Source organism: Actinomadura litoris (assembly GCF_009733595.1).
Classification (GTDB): Bacteria; Actinomycetota; Actinomycetes; order Streptosporangiales; family Streptosporangiaceae; genus Spirillospora; species Spirillospora litoris.
The window spans coordinates 168416-185858 of sequence record NZ_WOFH01000011.1 but is presented as its reverse complement, the minus strand read 5'-3'; the positions used below and the strand labels follow the sequence as shown (position 1 = coordinate 185858).

Here is a 17443-nt window from a genome sequence, read left to right as displayed (position 1 = left end):
GACGCCGACCGGCGGATGACCTGATCGAGAACGGGCGGGCGGAGACGTCGAGTTCTGGCGCGCCCGGCCGCCCCCCCTCGCCCTACAAAATGAAGTCCGCCCCGGAGGAGAACCTCCGGGGCGGACGGGCGCAGAGCGACTACGGGTTCAGGGTCTTCGTGAAAAGGGTCTTGCCGTTCAGGTCGCGCAGACGGACGGTCAGGGCCCGCGAATGCGCGTCGATGTCAACTTCGCCGAAGAACTGGGAGCCTTCGGCCGGAGAAGTGTTGGCGTGAGGCGGAGCCTGGACGAACTTCACCTCCGCACCGAATGTGCCATCCAAGGCGTTAGGTCCGAATGCGCCCGCGTTCAGAGGGCCGGAGACGAATTCCCAGAAGGGGTCGAAGTCCGAGAAGGCAGCCTTGGACGGGTCGTAGTAATGGGCCGCCGTGTAGTGGACGTCGGCGGTCAGCCAGACCATGTTGCGGACGCGGTGCTTCTTCGCGTAGGAGAGCAGGTCGGCGATCTCGCGCTCGCGCCCCAGCGGGGCGCCGTTGTCGCCCTGGGACGCGGATTCCTGCGCGGTTCCGTCCGGGACGACCAGCCCCAGCGGAAGGTCGTTCGCGATGACCTTCCAGGTGGCCTTGGAATGGCGCAGCTCCCGCTTGAGCCAGGCGGCCTGCTCGGCCCCGAGGAGCCCGTCCCTCTGCGTGGGGGAGTTGTTCGCGTCGTTCGGGGACTTGTAGGTGCGCATGTCGAGGACGAAGACGTCCAGCAAGGGCCCGTAGGACAGTTTGCGGTAGAGGCGGCCGGAGCGGGCCGTCTTGACCGGGGTGTACTCGAACATGGCGCGGCGGGCGCGGGCCGCGAGGACGTCCACGCGCTTCTCCGTGTATTGGGGAAGGTCGAGGATCTCGCCGGGGTACCAGTTGTTGAGGGTCTCGTGGTCGTCCCACTGGTAGAGCATCGGGACGCGCGAGTTGAACGCCTGGAAGTTCGCGTCCTGGAGGTTGTAGCGGAACTGCCCCCGGTATTCGGCCAGGGTCTCGGCGACCTTGGTCTTCTCGGGGGTGACGATGTTGCGCCAGGTGCCGCCGTCCGGCAGCTTCACCGTCTCGGTGAGCGGGCCGTCGGAGTAGACGAGGTCGCCGCTGCACAGGAAGAAGTCGGGGTCCAGCGCGTCCATCGCCTTGAAGATGCGGTAGCCGCCGAATTCGGGGTTGATCCCCCAGCCCTGACCGGCGAGGTCGCCGGACCAGACGAAGCGGATGTCCCGCGCGCGGCGCGGCGCGGTGCGGAACCGGCCGCTGACCGGCGCGGACGTGAGGTGCCGGTCCAGGTCGGCGAGCCGCACGCGGTAGTGCACCTCCTCGCCGGAGGGCAGCCCCCGCAGGAACGCCTTGCCCGTGAGGTCGGTGTCGGGGGACAGGACCGGGCCCTTGATGGTGTGCGCCCCGCGGAAGTCGGGGCGGCGGCTCAGCTCGACCAGCATGCGGGACGGACGGTCCGCGCGCGCCCAGACGACCGCCTCGCGGGCGGTCACGTCACCGCTCTGCACGCCGTGGGTCAGGCGCGGGCGACCGCCCCGGACCAGGCCGGGCGCACCGGCGCGGGCCAGCGCGGACGCCTGCCCGCCGGCCACCAGGGCGAGGGCCGTCCCGCCGGTTGTGATCAGTCCACCGCGCAGCACGCTTCGACGGTCCATGGGCCACTCCGTTCCGTTGATCTCTGCGCGCATGCTCGCGGTTCGCGACGGCGCGATGGTGGACGGGCGATGAACTCGTGCGATCGACTTGACAACGCTCGGTCACGAGTGTTGCCTTGACGCATGCCAGCGCGAGTCTCTCTGAACGGGCCCGTGGCGCTCCGCCGCGTGGCCAGCGCGCTGTGTCCTTCGTGTCGCTGATCTCCCTCCCAGGATCCGGCCCACACCGAAGGACGAACATGGTTCCCGACCTCACCATGCGTGGTCAGGAAGACCCGCACGGACGCACGATCATCACCCGCCCGCCCACCGTCGGGCGGCTCGCGGCACGCGTCCACGACCTCGCGGCACGGCCCGAGACGTGGTGGCGGCTGGCCGCCTTCGGCCCGGTGCCCGTCACCGTCGTGCTGGAGGAGGCCGACGGCGCCCGCGTCTGGCTCACGACCTGGCCGCCCGGCCGCCGCGACGAGGTGCACCACCAGGTCAGCACGCTGGTCGCGGGTGAGCTGGCCGAGGTCGTCATCACCCCGGACGGCGTGACCGAACGCCCCCTGCGCGCCAACCGCGTCCGCGTCCACGGCGGCGGAGCCCGCGCCTTCACCAACCCCGGCCCCGCCTACGCCGTCACACTGTGTTCATGAAGTCACGGCCCAAGGCGCTCGCCTGGCGGCTCGCACCTTGACCGCGCCTTTGGCGAGCGCGGCATCGCTTCGCGATCTTCCCGGTGGGGGCTCGCCTTCGGCTTCGCCCCCACCGGTCAGCTACGCGCTCGCGTGACGGTTGGAGTCGTGGCGCGACCCTCCCACGCATAGGAAACCGCGCGGCCCCAGCGCATAGGAGCCGCGCGGCCTCCGGCCCAAAGAAGAGCGCCCCTCCCTTTTGGGAGGGGCGCCTCTGGTGGGTCAGGCCGGGGCCGGTTCGGGGGGCGGCTCGCGGCGGGGGCGCTCGCGGTCGTGGTCGCGGGTCTCGTCGGCGTCGGTCGAGGTGAGTTCGACGGGCTTGGAGTTGAAGATCTCCTCGTTCAGCAGGCCCTCGGACTTCGCCACCAGGACGGGGACGGTGAGCTGGCCGGTGACGTTCAGCGCCGTCCGGGCCATGTCGATGACCTTGTCGATCGCGATGAGGTAGCCGACCGCCTGGAGCGGGAGGCCCACGGTGGTCAGGGTCAGGGTCAGCGCGACCAGGGCCGGGCCGGGGGTGCCGCCGGTGCCGAGCTGGCCGATCACGGCGGCCAGGGCGATCAGGGCGTAGTCGGCGATGCCGAGGCTGACGCCGGTGTACTGGGCGACGAAGACCGCCGCGACCGCCGGGTAGATCGCGCCGCAGCCGTCGAACTTGATCGTCGCGCCGAGCGGCTGGGCGAAGTTGGCGTACTCGGGCTGGACGCCGTTGCGCTCGATCGAGACCCGCTGGGCGATCGGCAGCGTCGCGATCGAGGAGGAGGAGACGAAGGCGAACTCGATCGCCGGCCAGGAGTTGCGCAGGAACTTCAGCGGGTTCACCCGGCCGAAGACCTGGAGGAGGATCGGGTAGCCGAGCAGCAGCATGATGGCCACGGCGAGGTAGATCGCGCCGGTGAACTTGGCGAGCGGCTCCAGCGAGCTCGGGCCGTAGGTGGCCACCACCGAGCCGATCAGGAAGAACGACCCGATCGGGGTGAGGCGGACGACCCACCACACGGCCTTCTGCATGACCAGGTAGAGGTCGTCGATGATGCCGGTGATGCGTTCGCCGCGTTCGCCGATCGCGACCAGGGCGGCGCCGAACAGCACCGCGAAGGTCACCACGCCGAGGACGTTGCCGTCGCCCATCGCCTTGATGATGTTGGACGGGAACAGGTTGTGCAGGACCTGCGTCCAGGTGACGGGGTCGGTCTCGGTCGACTCGTTCGCCAGCTTCCCGAGGCCCTTGCCCGGCTTGATGATCAGGGCGACGGCCAGGCCGATGGCGGTGGCGATCGCGGAGGTCACCACGAACCAGCCGAGGGTCTTGCCGGTGAGGCGGGCGACGCTGCCGACGTTGCGCAGCCGCCCGACGCTCACCACGATCGCGGCGAACACCAGCGGGACGACGACGATCTTGAGCAGGCTGACGTAGACGTCGCCGAACGGGTCGAGCCAGTCCTCGGCGGTCGCCTGGCCGTCGTCGGTGAGGTTGTGGATCAGCGCGCCGACGGCCACACCGAGGACGAGGGACAGCACGATCTGCTGCCAGAACTGCCATTTCCAGACACGTAGGTTCATTGAAGGTCTCCAGGCGCGGTCGCCGCGCCGGCCGTGGGCAGGGCGCGGCGGCGAGAGGATGGAAGGGAGAAGAGAGGCGGGAGGCGGACGGGGAGGACGACGGCCTCCCGTTGGCCGGGCCTGACCCGGCCTGGACGGCCGTCAGTGGGGACGGCTGCTCACGCGTGACACAGCACGCTGGCCAGGCGGCACAGGTCGACGTGCAGCCGGGCCACGAGCAGAACGCTCTTCTCGGAGAACTTCACGGGTTGCTTCAACGACGGGGACGGACCGGGGGTTCCCGATCACCATCATGATCTATATCACAATGGTCGGGAATAGGCGATGGCGGCCGTTTTCAGCGGAGGTTTCGGCGGCGTCCCCGGGTGATGATGCGGACGGTGCCGACCAGCGCGAGGCCGATCAGGACGACCGGGATCAGCGTCGCGGCGGGCAGCACGGAGTCGTCGGAGAGCCCGTCGGCGAGGAAGATCCCGGCGAGGGCCAGGAAGAACACGCCGGAGACCGGGCCCGCCGGGTCGAACCGGCGGCGGGCGGGACGGCGGTCCCGGGGGCCGTCAGACACGGGACACCTCCACGTCGCCGATCCTGCCACGGATGCGCAGGATGATCTCCGGCGGGTTCGCGACGGCCGGTCCCTCGGGCTCCAGCACCCGCTTCACCTTGGCGTTCGGGCCGCTGGTGGTGTGGAGTTCGACGCGCAGGTCGCCGAGGCTGATCCGGGCGTCCAGCCGGACGCGGGCGCCGCGCGGGAGCGTGACCCGCAGCTCCCCGAACGTGACACCGGCGTTGATCGTGATGCTCTGGCCGGGGACGACCGGGAGCGCGGTCAGGTCGAGCGTGCCCCGCCCGGCGCCGACCTTGTACTCCTGGTTGGTCTGGCTCGCGTCGGACGGGCGCCACTCCACCTCGCCGTACTTGGCGTGCCGGGGCACCTCGGCGGCGGCGGACGTGGTGAGCAGCGCCAGCGTGAGCACGGTCCCGGCGGTGGCGAGCCCGCGCGTCCGCAGCCAGCCGCCCAGGACCAGGCCGAAGCCGATCACCGCGAGCGCGGGCGCCATGACGATGAGCCAGGAGTCGGGCGCCGGGTAGGTGCGCGCGACGGGGATCATCGCGGCGCCCGCCGCCATCGCGGCCAGCAGCGTGATCGACGCGACCGGTGAGGTGCCCCGCTCCGGCTTCGGCGCGGGAGCGGGCGCGGGCCGGACGGGCGGGGCGTAGGGCGTGTCGTCGACGGACGTGGCCGAGGAGGAGCGGCCGTAGTCGGCCAGGTCGATCATGCCCTCGGGCAGGCCGCCGCCCGTCCCGGACGCGGCGCCCCGGTCCTGCGAGAAGGCGGACGTCTCGGGCGGATGCCCCGCGAACCGCTCCGGGACCGACCGCGCGACCGAGACGAGGTCCACCCCCCGGGCGTGCGAGACCAGCAGCACCAGCCCGAATACCACCACGAGCGCGATCGCGTCCGAGGACACGCCGCCGAACAGGCTGCCCGCGACGCCGACGCACAGCAGCGCGCCGAGGATCGTCAGCACGGCCGCGGCGTCGAACCAGCGCCGGAACACCTGCTCGATCGGCGACGACGTGCCGGGAGAGCCCGGCATCAGCAGTGCCGCCACGACGTAGAGGATGATCCCCTGCCCGTGCGCGAGGACGAGGATCCCGAACCCGACCCGGTACACGACCGGGTCGATGCCGGTGTGGCGGCCGAGCCCGGTGCACACCCCGGCCAGCACGCGCCGCTGCGGGTCGCGTGCGAGCCGCAGGTAGCCGAGCTGTCCCGCCGGTCCGGCGGCGTGCGCCCCGCCCGTGGTCTGGTTCTGCTCCTCGCCCATGGTCACCATCGTGGCGTCCGGCCGCTCCGCGCGGTATCCGGGAGGTCCCTGACCCGACCCTGAGCCGGAACCGGGGGAGGTTCCCTGATGCGGGGTGGGAGGTCGGCGTGTGACGATCGGTGACGTGGGGGATCGCGAGGAATCATGGCGGCGGTGAGCGGCGGGGCCGGTTCGGACGGCCGCGGCGCCGATCCGCGCGCCCCGGCGGACCAGACGCCCCCGACCAGGAAGAAGGACGAGCCGCGCCCGAGGCTGGAGCGGGCCGTGCGCGGCCGGCTCGTGGCCGGGGTGTGCCGCGGGCTCGCCGACCACCTCGGCGTGGACGTGCTGATCGTCCGGCTCGCGTTCGTCGCGCTGACGACGGCGAGCGGGCTCGGCGTCGCCGCCTACACCGCGTTCTGGGTGCTGGTCCCGCGCCGGGATCCGGACACCGAGCCGGGGGCCGGCGGCCAGGGCAGGCGCGGCCGCGACTGGGGCAAGCTCCTCGCCTACAGCGCGCTCACGATCGGGCTGGCGGCGCTGCCGCTCGGGGTCGGGATCGTGAAGCTGGCGCTGTGGCCGTTCATCGTCGGCGGCGTCGGCGCGGCGATCCTGTGGCAGCAGGCCGACCGCGACCAGCGGCAGCGCTGGGTGCTGCCGCTGCGCCAGCGGTGGCTGCGCAGCCTGGTCGGCCTGCTGCTGGTCGTCGGCGGCATCGGCGGTGTCGTGGCGCAGAAGGTGGACGCGGGGCAGGCGCGCTCGGTCGTCATCGCCATGCTGATCATCCTCACCGGCGTCGCGGTGATCGTCACGCCGTGGGTGGTGCGGCTCTGGCAGGACCTGGACGCGGAACGGCACGAGCGCATCCGCTCCCAGGAGCGCGCGGAACTCGCCGCGCACATCCACGACTCCGTCCTGCACACGTTGACGCTCATCCAGCGGAACGCGGCCGATCCCCGCGAGGTGCAGCGGCTCGCGCGGTCCCAGGAGCGGACGCTGCGCACGTGGCTCTACCAGCCGCGCGCCGACCCCGACCAGACCTTCGCCGCCGCGATCCGGGAGGCGGCGGGCGAGGTCGAGGACGACCACGGCGTGCCGATCGAGGTCGTCTGCGTCGGCGACACCGTGCTGGACGAGCGGCTCGGCGCGGCGCTGCAGGCCGCGCGGGAGGCGATGGTGAACGCCGCCAAGTACGCGGAGGCGCCGTCGGTGTCGGTCTACGCGGAGGTGGCGGGCGAGGAGATCGCCATCTTCGTCCGCGACCGGGGCAAGGGCTTCGACCTCGACCAGGTCCCGGAGGACAGGATGGGCGTCCGGGGGTCCATCATCGGACGTATGGAGCGCAACGGCGGCAAGGCGACCGTCCGGACCGCGCCGGGCGAGGGCACCGAGGTGCGTTTGGAGATCAGGAGATCGTGAGCGAGGCGTTGAGGCGGGTCGTGCTGGTCGACGACCACCAGATGTTCCGGACCGGTGTGAAGGCGGAGCTGGGCGGCGGCGTGGAGATCGTCGGGGAGGCCGGCGACGTCGACGAGGCGGTCTCGGTGATCAAGGCCGTCCAGCCGGACGTGGTGCTGCTGGACGTCCACCTGCCGGGCGGCGGCGGCATCGAGGTGCTGCGCCGCCTGCACGGGAGCGTCGCGTCCAAGTTCCTCGCCCTGTCGGTGTCGGACGCGGCGGAGGACGTGATCGGCGTCGTCCGGGGCGGCGCCCGGGGCTATGTGACCAAGACGATCTCCGGGGCGGAGCTGACCGACGCGATCGGCCGCGTCGCGGACGGTGACGCGGTGTTCTCGCCCCGGCTCGCGGGCTTCGTGCTGGACGCGTTCGCCGCGACCGACGTCCCCGCCGTCGACCCGGAGCTCGACCAGATCACCCAGCGGGAGCGCGACGTGCTGCGGCTGATCGCCCGCGGCTACGCCTACAAGGAGATCGCCAAGGAGCTGTTCATCTCGGTGAAGACGGTGGAGACGCACGTCAGCAGCGTGCTGCGCAAGCTCCAGCTCTCCAACCGCCACGAGCTGTCACGCTGGGCTGCCGCCCGGCGACTCGTCTGACGTTTTCGCCGCACCGCGTCCACGCTGGTCACGGCGCTCCCCATGCGCGCAACCTGCGCTTATGCGCAACGGTTCGGGCGCGACTGTGAACAAATCGTAATATTCATACTTCGGTCTCAAAGATCACGCGATGCCGGAGATATGGGACAGTCGCTCCCCATGACCTATCCACCTGGACCCGGACAGCCGGGCATCGATCCGCCCCCGCCGTCCCCTTATCCGATGCCGGGCGAGCCGTCCTCCTTCGGCGCGCCCGGCGCCCCCGGCATGCCCGGCGCGGGGCCCGGCTTCGGGCAGCAGCGCAACGACGACAAGACCAACGGCATGGCCATCGCCGCGTTCGTCACCGGCCTGCTCGGCTGCCTCGGCGTGCTCGGCCTCATCCTCGGCCTCATCGCGCGCCGCCAGATCAAGGAGAAGGGCGGCAAGGGCGGCGGGCTCGCCATGGCGGGCATCGTCCTGTCGTGCCTGTGGCTGGTGATCGGCATCGGGGCGGGAATCTACTCCGCCACCAGCGGCGGCTCCGACGACGACGGCAAGGGCGGCGCCAAGCCCAAGATCTCCATCACCAAGCCCAAGGACGTCGCCGCCAAGAAGATGAAGGTCGGCGACTGCATCAACGACAGCAGCGGCGCGTCCACCTCGACGGCCTCGGAGGGCCCGGTGGAGGTGGAGAGCGTCAAGGTCGTGCCGTGCACCGGCCCGCACGACGGCGAGGTGCTCGCCACCTTCAAGCTCGGCGGGCTGTTCCCGAGCGAGCGCGAGATGAGCCAGAAGGCGTCCGCCGGCTGCAAGCGGCTCGTCGCGCCGCGGATGCGTCGCGAGCCCGCCGCCCGCAGCCTCGCGACGTCCTACTACTACCCGACGGCCGAGTCGTGGACGCGCGGCGACCGCGCGGTCACCTGCGTCGCGGTGCACGCGACCGAGGGCAAGAAGCTCACCCGTCCGATCCACCGCTGACGGGCACCACCCGCACGCTGGGCGGCCGGCCCGCCGCCCGGTCCGGGGACGCCTCCCTCAGCGGCCCCTAATAGGACTTGAGCTTGTAGGAGTCGACGATGGCGGCGAGCTCGGCCAGGTCGTAGGGTTCGGGGGACTCGGCGCCTTCCGCGAGCCTGGCGAGCTCCTCGCCCAGGTCCGTCATCCCCCTCTCCCCGAACGCCTGGTTCGCCGTGACGTAGTCGCGCAGCTCGTCCTCGTAGGCGGCGAACGCCCTGACGTGGTCGCCGCCGGCGGCCTTCAGCTCGCCGGCCAGCACGTAGGCGCCGACCATGGCCATGCTGGTGCCCTGCCCGGACGCGGGGGACCCGCAGTACCCGGCGTCGCCGACCAGCGCGACCCGCCCCCGCGACCAGGTGTCCAGATGGACCTGCGCCAGCGCGTCGAAGTGGAAGTCGGGCGCGTCCGCCATCGTCTCGACCAGCCGCCGCAGGTCGCCGTCGGCGTCCGCGTACCGGCTCGCGAGCAGCCGCCGCTGCGCGGGCACGTCGCGGTGGTCGTAGTCGATCGGGTCGGGGGACTCGAAGCCCACGTAGGCGCGGATCTCGGTGTCGTCGCGGACGCTCATCATCATCGCGCCGTAGGTGTCGGCGTCCGGCGTGTGGATGACCGTCTGCCAGTGGTCGAGCCCGAAGGTGTTCGGCGCCGTCCACACCCCGAGGTAGCCGCCGAGGTAGCGCAGCGGCGCCGGGTCCTCGAAGGCGAGCCGGCGCGTGTTGGAGCGCAGCCCGTCCGCGCCGACGACCAGGTCGAACGTGCGGGCCGTCCCGCCGTCGAAGACGACGCGCACCCCGGCGCCGTCCTGGTCGAGGGTCGCGATCGAGTCGCCGAAGAGGTACTCGACCCGGTCGCCGGACGCGGCGGACAGCAGGGCGGCCAGGTCGTCCCGCAGGATCTCGACGTCGGGGCTGTCGAGGTCGCCCCCGCTGAAGGTGCGCTCGTCCGTCCGGTAGAGCTCCTTCCCGGACGTGTCGACCACCGACATCCCGCGCAGCGCGGTGCTCCGCCGCCGCAGGCCGTCGAGCACCCCCATCCGCTCGGCGACGTCGAGCGCGGGACCGCGCACGTCGATCGCCTGCCCGCCCGGCCTCGGGCCGGGCGACAGCTCCACCACCGTGACCTCGAAACCGTGCCGGTCGAGCCAGTACGCCGTGGCCGTCCCGGCGATGCTCGCGCCGGAGACCAGTACCGTCGTGTTCCGCATCAGGCACCCCTCATCTCGTCGTGCCTGAAGGGTCGCCGCCCGTGCTGAGAACACGCTGACGCCGCGGTTACGGGGGCGCCCGCCCCTGACACCGCGCTGATATCCCGAGCTGAGCGGCTCAGCGCCGCATCGCGGACACCACGAGATCGGCGACGTGCTCGACCGTGTCCACGCCCGACTCCATGGTCGGGTTCTCGCGGCTGCACACCGCGACGAGGAAGTCGTGGTCCGGCCCGGTGATGCGGCCGATGCTGTTGACCGACCAGCCGTGCCCCTGCTCGTGGACGGGCGTCCAGCCGTTCTTCAGCGCCACCCGCTCGCCGGGCCGTGCCGCCGCGCTCACCCCCCACGCCTGCTCGCGGATGACCGAGCCCATGAGACCCAGCACGTATCCGCGTCCGGCCGCGCCGAGCGGGCTGCCGGGGGAGGCCAGCGTCGTGAGCAGGCGGACCTGGTCGGCCGGGCTGGTGAGGGAGGAGCCCCACGACGACCGGAACGGCGTGGTCTGCGTCAGCCCGATGAGCTTGTTCGACCTGCCGATGCCCGAGCGGTCCCCCGACATCGCGTACAGGGCGTCGGCGGCGTTGTTGTCGCTCTCCCTGATCATCTGCCCGGCCAGGTCGCGCTCCCGCGCCGACAGGCTCCGGCGCCGCTGCTGCCGCTGCATCAGCAGACCGGTCAGGATGTCGACCTTCATGATGCTGGCGGACACGAACCGGCCGCTCTCGTTCTCCCCGAACGCGCGCCCGGTGCGCAGGTCGGTCGCCATCACGCCCGCCTCGCCCGGACGCGTCGCCGCGTAGGCGCGCACGCTCCGGCGCAGCGCGGCGGTGTCGAGCGGCGGCCGCGCCGCCACGGCGCCCGCGGCGCGTCCGAGGGGCGCGGTGGCCCCGGCCTGGACGCCCTTCTCGCGCTCCGGCCCGTCCGAGACGACCCAGACGGTGAGCCCGGCCCCGGCGGTGAGCGCCGCGCCCGCCGCGACGACGGGCATGATGAGCTGGCGTCGCATCGATCCCCCGATTCGCGCGACGGCGGCGGCCCCCCGAGCCGCCATGATCACTGGCGGCCCTACCCGGGGTCGCGGAACGCTCACCTTGCGGCGTTACACCCGTACGGATCCTTTGTCGTCCATTACCGGCTTGCGGGAATCCGACCGCCCAATCCGGAAGCTGCGCCGCGGGGGCGAGCGCGTCAGGCCGTTTCGACGACCTGGAAGGACTCGGCGAGCCGCCCCTCCGGGAGGCCCGCCGCCGCCGCCTGCGCGCCCAACCAGCCGCGCAGCATCTTCTGGAGCTCGTCGCCCATGTGGGCGGTCTGGCTGGCGTGCGCCCGCAGCGCGTTCATCTTGCGGTCGAACTGGTCGGTGATGTCGACATGGTGGTTCACCGACGAGCCGCCCGAGAGCCACACCTCGCGCACCGTCCAGGCCTCCAGGCCCTCGGCGCGCAGCTCGGGGAAGGCGTAGGGGTTGCGCGCGTCGGGGTAGACGGCGTCCAGCGCGGCCGAGCCGACCGCCCGGTGGTCGGGGTGGCTCGGGTAGATCCGCTCGTAGTTCCGCTCCGGCGTCGGTATGACCACCCGGTCGGGACGGACCTGCCGGATCACCCGGGCGATGTCGCGGCGCAGGTCGAGCGTGGCCTCGACCCGGCCGTCGGGGTAGCCGAGGAACCGGACGTCGCCGACGCCGACGCACTTGGCCGCCGCGCGCTGCTCCTCGCGCCGCAGCGCCGCCATCTCCGGACGGGTGAGCCCGTCGTCGAACCCGCCCGCGTCGCCGTCGGTGACCATGAGGTAGACCACCTCGATGCCCCGGTCGGTCCAGTTCGCCACCGATCCCGCCACGCCGAAGTCGACGTCGTCGGGATGCGCCATCACGGCGAGGATCCGCTGCACCTCGCCGTCGTCCAGAACGTTGGTCACGGCTTCAAGCCTATGCGGCGATCAAGGTTCTCGCCCCCGCCATCGTGCGCTCGCACGGCGGTTCCGGTGCTGATCGCGATTGGGCCTGGGACGCGGCGCGCTGCCGGGGTAGAGCTGAGACATGCGCAAACTCATCAACGCCCCGGCGGACGTCGTCTCCGACGCGCTGCGCGGCCTCGCCGCGGCCCACCCCTCGCTGCGGGTCGACGCGGCGAGCGGGACGGTCCGCCGGGCCGACGCGCCGCGGCCGGGGAAGGTCGGCCTGGTGTCGGGCGGCGGCTCGGGCCACGAGCCGCTGCACGCCGGGTTCGTCGGCCACGGCATGCTGGACGCGGCGTGCGCGGGCGAGGTGTTCACCTCCCCGGTGCCCGACCAGATCATCGCCGCGACCATGGCGGTGCACGGCGGCGCGGGCGTCCTGCTGGTCGTGAAGAACTACACCGGCGACATCCTGAACTTCCGCATGGCGGCCGAGCTGGCCGAGGACGAGGACATCGAGGTCGCCACCGTCGTGGTCGACGACGACGTCGCCGTCGAGGACTCCACCTTCACCGCCGGGCGGCGCGGCACCGGCGCGACGCTGTTCGTGGAGAAGATCGCGGGCGCGCTCGCCGAGGAGGGCGCGGACCTCGGCGCGGTCGCGGCCGCGGCGCGCGAGGTGAACGAGCGCAGCCGGTCGTTCGGCGTCGCGCTGTCGCCGTGCACGGTGCCCGCCTCCGGGGAGCCCACCTTCGAGCTGGGCCCCGACGAGATGGAGCTCGGCATCGGCATCCACGGCGAGCCCGGCCGCGAGCGGGTCAAGGCGGGCACGGCCGCCGAGATCGTCGACGCCTCGCTCAGCGCCATCGACGCCGACATGCCGGTCGCGGGCGCCGAGCTGCTCGTGCTGGTGAACGGGATGGGCGGGACGCCGCTGATCGAGCAGTACGTCGCCTACGCGGAGGCGGCGCGGTGGCTGGAGGGGCACGGCGCGAGCGTCGTCCGCCCGCTGGTCGGGCCGTTCGTCACGAGCCTGGAGATGGCGGGCTGCATGGTCAGCGTGTGCCGGCTGACCCCCGAGCTGACCCGGCTGTGGGACGCGCCCGTGCAGACCCCGGCGCTGCGGTGGGGCCGGTGAACGCCGCCGGCCTCGCGGCCTGGATCCGGCACGCCGCGCACCTCGTCTCCGCCGACGCCGAGCACCTCACCCGGCTGGACGCGGCCGTCGGCGACGGCGACCACGGCCTCAACCTCGACCGGGGGTTCGGCGCCGCCGCCGAGGCGGTCGGGGCGCTGTCCGACGACGCGACGCCCGGGAAGGTGGTCCTCACGGCGGGCCGCGCGATCGTGTCCAAGACCGGCGGCGCGTCCGGCCCCCTGTACGGCACGGCGCTGCGCCGCGCGGGCAAGGCCCTCGGCGACCGGACGGAGGTCGACGCAGCCGCGCTCGGGGCCGCGCTCGCCGCCGCGCTGGAAGGGGTCCAGGAGCTCGGCAAGGCCGCCGAGGGAGACAAGACCATGGTGGACGCCCTGATCCCGGCCGTCTCCGCATACGAGGGCGCGCTGGCGGGCGGCGCCGACCTCGCGTCCTGCGTGCGCGCCGCCGCCGACGGCGCGGCGAAGGGGGCCGAGGCGACCGTCCCGCTCCGGGCGCGCAAGGGGCGCGCCAGCTACCTGGGCGAACGCAGCGAGGGGCACATGGACCCGGGCGCCGCGTCCACCGCGCTCATCCTGCGGGCGCTGGCCGACGTCACCGTGGAGGGATGACCGCATGGTCGGAATCGTGCTGATCTCGCACAGCCCCGCGCTCGCCGAGGGCGCCGCCGAACTCGCCCGCGCGATGGGCGTCGGCAAGGCCGTCGTCGAGCCCGCCGGAGGCGACGTGGACGGCGGCCTCGGCACCAGCATCGAGCTGGTCGAGCACGCGGTCGCGCGGGCCGACGCCGGCGACGGCGTGCTGCTGCTGGCCGACCTCGGCAGCTCCGTGCTCACCGCGCGGACCTTCATCGAGGACGCCGAGGACGCGGGCGACGTCGCCGTGCTGCTCGCCGACGCGCCCCTGGTCGAGGGGGCGGTGGCCGCCGCGTCGATGGCCGCGACCGGCGCCGGCCTCGCCGCCGTCCGCGACGCCGCCGAGGCCGCCCGCGACCACCGCAAGCTGCGCTGAACCGCGCCGGTCACCCCGGGCGACCCGCTGGGAAACGCGCTGGTACCGCCGAGGGCGCCGAAAACGTCCGCGCCGCGCCGTACACTCGCACGTGATGTCGAAGACCGAATCCCATCCCCTGCTCGACGGCCTCAACCCGCAGCAGCGCGCCGCCGTCGTGCACTCCGGCGGCCCCCTGCTGATCGTCGCGGGCGCCGGTTCGGGCAAGACCCGCGTGCTCACCCACCGCATCGCCCACCTGCTGGGCGAGCGGGACGTCCACCCCGGGCAGATCCTGGCGATCACGTTCACCAACAAGGCCGCGGCCGAGATGAAGGAGCGCGTGGACGCCCTCGTCGGCCCGCGCTCGCGCGCCATGTGGGTGATGACGTTCCACTCCGCCTGCGTCCGGATCCTGCGCCGCGAGGCCAAGCGGCTCGGCTTCCCGACGAGCTTCTCGATCTACGACCAGGCCGACGCGAACCGCCTGATGGCGCTGGTCTGCCGCGAGCTCGACCTCGACCCCAAGCGGTATCCGCCGAAGTCGTTCAGCGCCCAGGTCTCCAACCTGAAGAACGAGCTGATCGACTACGAGACGTTCAAGAACCGCGCGTCCACCCACATGGAGCAGACGCTCGCCGAGGCCTACGAGATGTACCAGGCGCGCCTCCAGCAGGCCGGCGCCATGGACTTCGACGACCTGATCATGATGACGGTCAACCTGCTCCAGGTGTTCCCCGAGGCGGCCGAGCATTACCGGCGCCGCTTCCGGCACGTGCTCGTCGACGAGTACCAGGACACCAACCACGCGCAGTACGAGCTGGTTCGCGAGCTGACCGCGCCCATCGAGGGGATCGGGGCGGCGGAGCTGTGCGTGGTCGGGGACGCCGACCAGTCGATCTACGCGTTCCGGGGCGCGACGATCCGCAACATCCTGGAGTTCGAGCGCGACTACCCCGAGGCCACCACGATCCTGCTGGAGCAGAACTACCGCTCGACGCAGACGATCCTGTCGGCGGCCAACGCGGTCATCGAGCGCAACGCCGACCGCAAGCCCAAGAAGCTCTGGTCCGACCAGGGCGCGGGCCACAAGATCACCGGCTATGTGGCCGACAACGAGCACGACGAGGCCGCGTTCGTCGCCCACGAGGTCGACAAGCTCACCGACGCCGGTGACGCGCGGCCCGGCGACGTCGCCGTCTTCTACCGCACCAACGCGCAGTCCCGTGTCTTCGAAGAGGTGTTCATCCGCGTCGGCCTGCCATACAAGGTCGTCGGCGGCGTCCGCTTCTACGAGCGCAAGGAGATCCGCGACCTCCTCGCCTACCTGCGCGTCCTCGCCAACCCCGAGGACACGGTGTCGCTGCGCCGCGTCCTGAACGTGCCCAAGCGCGGCATCGGCGACCGCGCCGAGGCGTGCGTGGAGGCGCACGCGTCCCGCGAGCGCGTCTCGTTCTGGCAGGCCCTCCGCCGCCCCGAGGACGTGCCCGGCATGGCGACGCGCTCGATCAACTCCGTCCGCGAGTTCGTCGCGCTGTTGGACGAGCTGCGCGAGGCCGCCGAGACCGCGACCCCGGCCGACCTGATCGGCCGGATCCTGCACAGGAGCGGCTACCTCGCCGAACTCCAGAACTCCAAGGACCCGCAGGACGAGACCCGCGTCGAGAACCTCCAGGAGCTGGAGGCCGTCGCCCGCGAGTTCGAGGAGCGCCTCGACGGCGAGTCCGCCGAGGGCCGGCTGCCCGACTTCCTGGAGCAGGTCGCGCTCGTCGCCGACGCCGACTCCATCCCCGGCGGCGCCAAGGGCGGCCCCGTCCCGCCCGGCGAGCAGCCCGAGGAGAGCGACCAGGGCGTCGTCACGCTCATGACCCTGCACACGGCGAAGGGCCTGGAGTTCCCCGTCGTCTTCCTCACCGGCATGGAGGACGGCGTCTTCCCGCACCTGCGGGCCATGAGCAACCCCAAGGAGCTCGAAGAGGAGCGCCGCCTCGCCTACGTGGGCATCACCCGCGCCAGGCAGCGCCTCTACCTCTCCCGCGCCGCGATGCGCAGCTCGTGGGGCGCGCCGCAGGTGAACCCGGCGTCCCGCTTCCTCGGCGAGGTCCCGAACACGCTGGTCGAGTGGGAGCGCGAGGCGTCCTCCACCTCGTCCCCGGCGATGTCGCGGATGGCGGCCCGCCCCGGGGCGCGGTCCCCGGGCAACCGCGACGTCCCGTCCCTGTCCGCGGGCGACAAGGTCACCCACGACTCGTTCGGCCTCGGCACCGTCGTCTCGGTGGACGGCGCGGGGGAGAAGGCCGCCGCCAGCGTCGACTTCGGGGGCGAGTACGGCGTCAAGCGGCTCGTCCTGCGCTACGCGCCGGTGGAGAAGCTCTGACGCGGTGAGCCCGCGGGGCCGGGTAGCGGGCCGGAGCGCTTCAGCGTGCGCAGCACCGGCGCGGTCTCCAGCGACCGGATCCCCTCCAGGGGGCCCAGCCGCCGTGTGAGGTAGCGGTGCAGGTCCGCGTACCCGGAGCAGAGGGCCTGGGCGACGAGGTTGGTGGGGCCGGTCGTCGTCGCGACGACGGCCATCTCCTCGTGCCCGGCGAGGGCCGCGGCGACCCCGTCCAGCCGCGCCGGGACGACCGACATCCACAGCAGCGCCTGCGTCCGCGCGCCGAGCAGCCGCGACTCGACCTCCACGTCGAAGAAGACCGACCCGCGGGCGCGGAGGGCGGCCAGCCGGCGCGCGGCGGTGGCCCGCGACCAGCCGGTGGCCTCGGCGAGGTCGGCGAGCCCGGCGCGCCCGTCCCGGCCGAGGACGTCGAGGAGGGCCTGGTCGGCGGGGGACGGCGGCCGGTCGTCGGAGGCGTCGGAGGCTTCGAGGGACGGCCTGAGCCGCTCCCGCTGCCGCTCGTCGAGGGCCCGGGTGATGCCGCGCCAGGCGGTGGGCCCGCCGAGGTAGGTGTGCAGCAGCGCGTGCGCGGACACGCCGGTGATGCCGGCGCGGCGGGGGACGTCGCGCAGCAGCATCGCGTGCGCGGGCTCCGCGTCGTCCGGCATGTGGACGATCGCGAAGATCTCCGTCCCGCCGGACGTCAGCTTCACCCACGACGTGTCGGGGCGGCGCGCGAGCGAGTGGGCGAGGGCCTGCGTCGCGGACGGTACGCACGTCAGCCGGACCATCCACGCCGTCCCCTCCCCGCCGTGCCGGTTCAGCAGCCCGACCACGCGGAGGCCCGCCTCGGCCCGCAGCCGCCGATAGCGGCGCGCGACCGTCTGCGTGGACACCTCCAGGACCTCGCCGATCCGGCTGAACGGGGCGCGCCCGTCGATGTGGAGCGCGTGGATGATGCCGCGGTCCACGGCGTCCAATGTGGTCATCTCTCTCACTGCAACCTTGGATATGGAAGTTCAGATC

17 protein-coding genes are annotated in these 17443 nt (G+C 72.7%); 8 read left to right on the top strand and 9 right to left on the bottom strand.

Annotation, left to right across the window (positions count from 1 at the left end; all coding sequences use genetic code 11):
- Window positions 1–139 precede the first annotated feature (139 nt).
- The gene (locus GNZ18_RS28480) at window positions 140–1684 is read right to left on the bottom strand and encodes an alkaline phosphatase D family protein (protein WP_156219632.1); all 1545 of its coding nucleotides are present in this window, start codon (window positions 1682–1684) and stop codon (window positions 140–142) included.
- 239 nt (window positions 1685–1923) lie between these two features.
- Between GNZ18_RS28480 and GNZ18_RS28475 the strand changes: the two genes are divergently transcribed.
- The gene (locus GNZ18_RS28475; RefSeq protein WP_156219630.1) at window positions 1924–2325 is read left to right on the top strand and encodes a cupin domain-containing protein; all 402 of its coding nucleotides are present in this window, start codon (window positions 1924–1926) and stop codon (window positions 2323–2325) included.
- Window positions 2326–2586: 261 nt separating this feature from the next.
- On the opposite strand, the gene GNZ18_RS28470 is transcribed toward GNZ18_RS28475, so the two are convergent.
- From GNZ18_RS28470 to GNZ18_RS28460, 4 genes are all read right to left on the bottom strand, one after another.
- Window positions 2587–3927 carry a dicarboxylate/amino acid:cation symporter gene (locus GNZ18_RS28470; RefSeq protein WP_156219628.1) on the bottom strand — a complete coding sequence of 447 codons (1341 nt, stop codon included), beginning with the start codon at window positions 3925–3927 and terminating at the stop codon, window positions 2587–2589.
- A gap of 158 nt (window positions 3928–4085) precedes the next feature.
- Window positions 4086–4172, bottom strand: a complete 87-nt coding sequence (locus GNZ18_RS44095; RefSeq protein WP_372490868.1) for a putative leader peptide — start codon at window positions 4170–4172, stop codon at window positions 4086–4088.
- A 92-nt stretch (window positions 4173–4264) separates the two neighbouring features.
- Window positions 4265–4492, bottom strand: a complete 228-nt coding sequence (locus tag GNZ18_RS28465) for a hypothetical protein (protein WP_156219626.1) — start codon at window positions 4490–4492, stop codon at window positions 4265–4267.
- Complete coding sequence (locus GNZ18_RS28460; RefSeq protein WP_173390909.1) at window positions 4485–5759, bottom strand: PspC domain-containing protein; 1275 nt, start codon at window positions 5757–5759, stop codon at window positions 4485–4487. Before GNZ18_RS28460 ends, GNZ18_RS28465 begins: the two co-directional genes overlap by 8 nt.
- A gap of 144 nt (window positions 5760–5903) precedes the next feature.
- Between GNZ18_RS28460 and GNZ18_RS28455 the strand changes: the two genes are divergently transcribed.
- From GNZ18_RS28455 to GNZ18_RS28445, 3 genes are all read left to right on the top strand, one after another.
- Entirely contained in the window at window positions 5904–7157 is a 1254-nt protein-coding gene (locus GNZ18_RS28455; protein WP_156219623.1) for an ATP-binding protein, read from the top strand.
- Window positions 7154–7795 (top strand): LuxR C-terminal-related transcriptional regulator, encoded by a 642-nt coding sequence (locus GNZ18_RS28450; protein WP_308166087.1) that lies wholly within the window; start codon window positions 7154–7156, stop codon window positions 7793–7795. Before GNZ18_RS28455 ends, GNZ18_RS28450 begins: the two co-directional genes overlap by 4 nt.
- A 159-nt stretch (window positions 7796–7954) precedes the next feature.
- Entirely contained in the window at window positions 7955–8755 is an 801-nt protein-coding gene (locus tag GNZ18_RS28445; protein ID WP_173390908.1) for a DUF4190 domain-containing protein, read from the top strand.
- A 67-nt stretch (window positions 8756–8822) separates the two neighbouring features.
- Here the strand turns inward: GNZ18_RS28445 and GNZ18_RS28440 are convergent, their stop codons facing one another.
- The 3 genes from GNZ18_RS28440 to GNZ18_RS28430 all read right to left on the bottom strand — a co-directional run bounded on the left by GNZ18_RS28440 (window position 8823) and on the right by GNZ18_RS28430 (window position 11870).
- A complete protein-coding gene (locus GNZ18_RS28440) occupies window positions 8823–9998 on the bottom strand; it encodes an FAD-dependent monooxygenase (RefSeq protein ID WP_156219619.1) in 1176 nt (391 codons plus the stop codon).
- 118 nt (window positions 9999–10116) lie between these two features.
- Window positions 10117–11007, bottom strand: a complete 891-nt coding sequence (locus GNZ18_RS28435) for a serine hydrolase (protein WP_173390907.1) — start codon at window positions 11005–11007, stop codon at window positions 10117–10119.
- 182 nt (window positions 11008–11189) lie between these two features.
- Complete coding sequence (locus GNZ18_RS28430) at window positions 11190–11870, bottom strand: PIG-L deacetylase family protein (RefSeq protein ID WP_156219863.1); 681 nt, start codon at window positions 11868–11870, stop codon at window positions 11190–11192.
- 169 nt (window positions 11871–12039) lie between these two features.
- Here GNZ18_RS28430 and dhaK point away from each other — a divergent pair, with 169 nt between their 5' ends.
- The 4 genes from dhaK (at window position 12040) to pcrA (ending at window position 16420) form a co-directional block, all read left to right on the top strand.
- Window positions 12040–13035, top strand: coding sequence for a dihydroxyacetone kinase subunit DhaK (dhaK, locus tag GNZ18_RS28425; RefSeq protein ID WP_156219616.1), 996 nt, complete (start codon window positions 12040–12042; stop codon window positions 13033–13035).
- On the top strand, window positions 13032–13664 hold the full coding sequence (gene dhaL / locus GNZ18_RS28420) for a dihydroxyacetone kinase subunit DhaL (protein WP_312874801.1): 633 nt from the start codon (window positions 13032–13034) through the stop codon (window positions 13662–13664). Before dhaK ends, dhaL begins: the two co-directional genes overlap by 4 nt.
- 4 nt (window positions 13665–13668) lie before the next feature.
- Entirely contained in the window at window positions 13669–14064 is a 396-nt protein-coding gene (gene dhaM, locus GNZ18_RS28415) for a dihydroxyacetone kinase phosphoryl donor subunit DhaM (protein WP_156219615.1), read from the top strand.
- Between the two features lie 94 nt (window positions 14065–14158).
- The gene (pcrA, locus tag GNZ18_RS28410) at window positions 14159–16420 is read left to right on the top strand and encodes a DNA helicase PcrA (RefSeq protein ID WP_214618300.1); all 2262 of its coding nucleotides are present in this window, start codon (window positions 14159–14161) and stop codon (window positions 16418–16420) included.
- Here the strand turns inward: pcrA and GNZ18_RS28405 are convergent.
- Window positions 16396–17406 (bottom strand): Lrp/AsnC family transcriptional regulator, encoded by a 1011-nt coding sequence (locus tag GNZ18_RS28405; RefSeq protein ID WP_156219614.1) that lies wholly within the window; start codon window positions 17404–17406, stop codon window positions 16396–16398. The two genes, pcrA and GNZ18_RS28405, sit on opposite strands and share 25 nt — an antisense overlap.
- Window positions 17407–17443 lie beyond the last annotated feature (37 nt).

What these genes read in the sequence shown, in the direction of transcription:
- GNZ18_RS28480 (WP_156219632.1), bottom strand. Translation starts at nt 1,684, where the DNA reads ATGGACCGTCGAAGCGTGCTGCGCGGTGGACTGATCACAACCGGCGGG.
- GNZ18_RS28475 (WP_156219630.1), top strand. Translation starts at nt 1,924, where the DNA reads ATGGTTCCCGACCTCACCATGCGTGGTCAGGAAGACCCGCACGGACGC.
- GNZ18_RS28470 (WP_156219628.1), bottom strand. Translation starts at nt 3,927, where the DNA reads ATGAACCTACGTGTCTGGAAATGGCAGTTCTGGCAGCAGATCGTGCTG.
- GNZ18_RS28460 (WP_173390909.1), bottom strand. Translation starts at nt 5,759, where the DNA reads ATGGGCGAGGAGCAGAACCAGACCACGGGCGGGGCGCACGCCGCCGGA.
- GNZ18_RS28455 (WP_156219623.1), top strand. Translation starts at nt 5,904, where the DNA reads ATGGCGGCGGTGAGCGGCGGGGCCGGTTCGGACGGCCGCGGCGCCGAT.
- GNZ18_RS28445 (WP_173390908.1), top strand. Translation starts at nt 7,955, where the DNA reads ATGACCTATCCACCTGGACCCGGACAGCCGGGCATCGATCCGCCCCCG.
- GNZ18_RS28440 (WP_156219619.1), bottom strand. Translation starts at nt 9,998, where the DNA reads ATGCGGAACACGACGGTACTGGTCTCCGGCGCGAGCATCGCCGGGACG.
- GNZ18_RS28435 (WP_173390907.1), bottom strand. Translation starts at nt 11,007, where the DNA reads ATGCGACGCCAGCTCATCATGCCCGTCGTCGCGGCGGGCGCGGCGCTC.
- GNZ18_RS28430 (WP_156219863.1), bottom strand. Translation starts at nt 11,870, where the DNA reads ATGGCGCATCCCGACGACGTCGACTTCGGCGTGGCGGGATCGGTGGCG.
- dhaK (WP_156219616.1), top strand. Translation starts at nt 12,040, where the DNA reads ATGCGCAAACTCATCAACGCCCCGGCGGACGTCGTCTCCGACGCGCTG.
- dhaM (WP_156219615.1), top strand. Translation starts at nt 13,669, where the DNA reads ATGGTCGGAATCGTGCTGATCTCGCACAGCCCCGCGCTCGCCGAGGGC.
- pcrA (WP_214618300.1), top strand. Translation starts at nt 14,159, where the DNA reads ATGTCGAAGACCGAATCCCATCCCCTGCTCGACGGCCTCAACCCGCAG.
- GNZ18_RS28405 (WP_156219614.1), bottom strand. Translation starts at nt 17,406, where the DNA reads ATGACCACATTGGACGCCGTGGACCGCGGCATCATCCACGCGCTCCAC.